The sequence below is a fragment of the Bradyrhizobium sp. Kon10 genome, assembly GCF_055807395.1.
The window spans coordinates 1-230 of sequence record NZ_JBVVOZ010000444.1 but is presented as its reverse complement, the minus strand read 5'-3'; the positions used below and the strand labels follow the sequence as shown (position 1 = coordinate 230).

The 230-nt window shown below is 61.7% G+C and carries 1 protein-coding gene; it reads left to right on the top strand.

Features of this window, described 5'->3' with window-relative positions; all coding sequences use genetic code 11:
* The coding region (locus tag AC0L2O_RS37690; protein ID WP_473373306.1) for a hypothetical protein at positions 1-187 on the top strand (187 nt) is incomplete at its 5' end.
* Between the last annotated feature and the right edge of the window lie 43 nt (positions 188-230).

Sequence of the window (230 nt, the reverse complement as noted above, 5' to 3'; positions counted from 1 at the left end):
CAAGGACCCGCAGTCGGTGACAATCGAGGACGCGGTGGCGCTGATTGCCGAGAAGGAAGCCAAGGGTGGCAACGGCGGCAGAAAGCCCTTCCGCAAAGCGGCGGCACCTGCCAAAAAGCCTGCGGCGGCCAAAAAACCGGCGGCCCAAAAACCGGCGGCCAAGAAAGTGGCCAACAAAAAGGGATAGTGCATCGTGGCGCGCAGGGTATCCGGAAGAAGTCATGGCGATC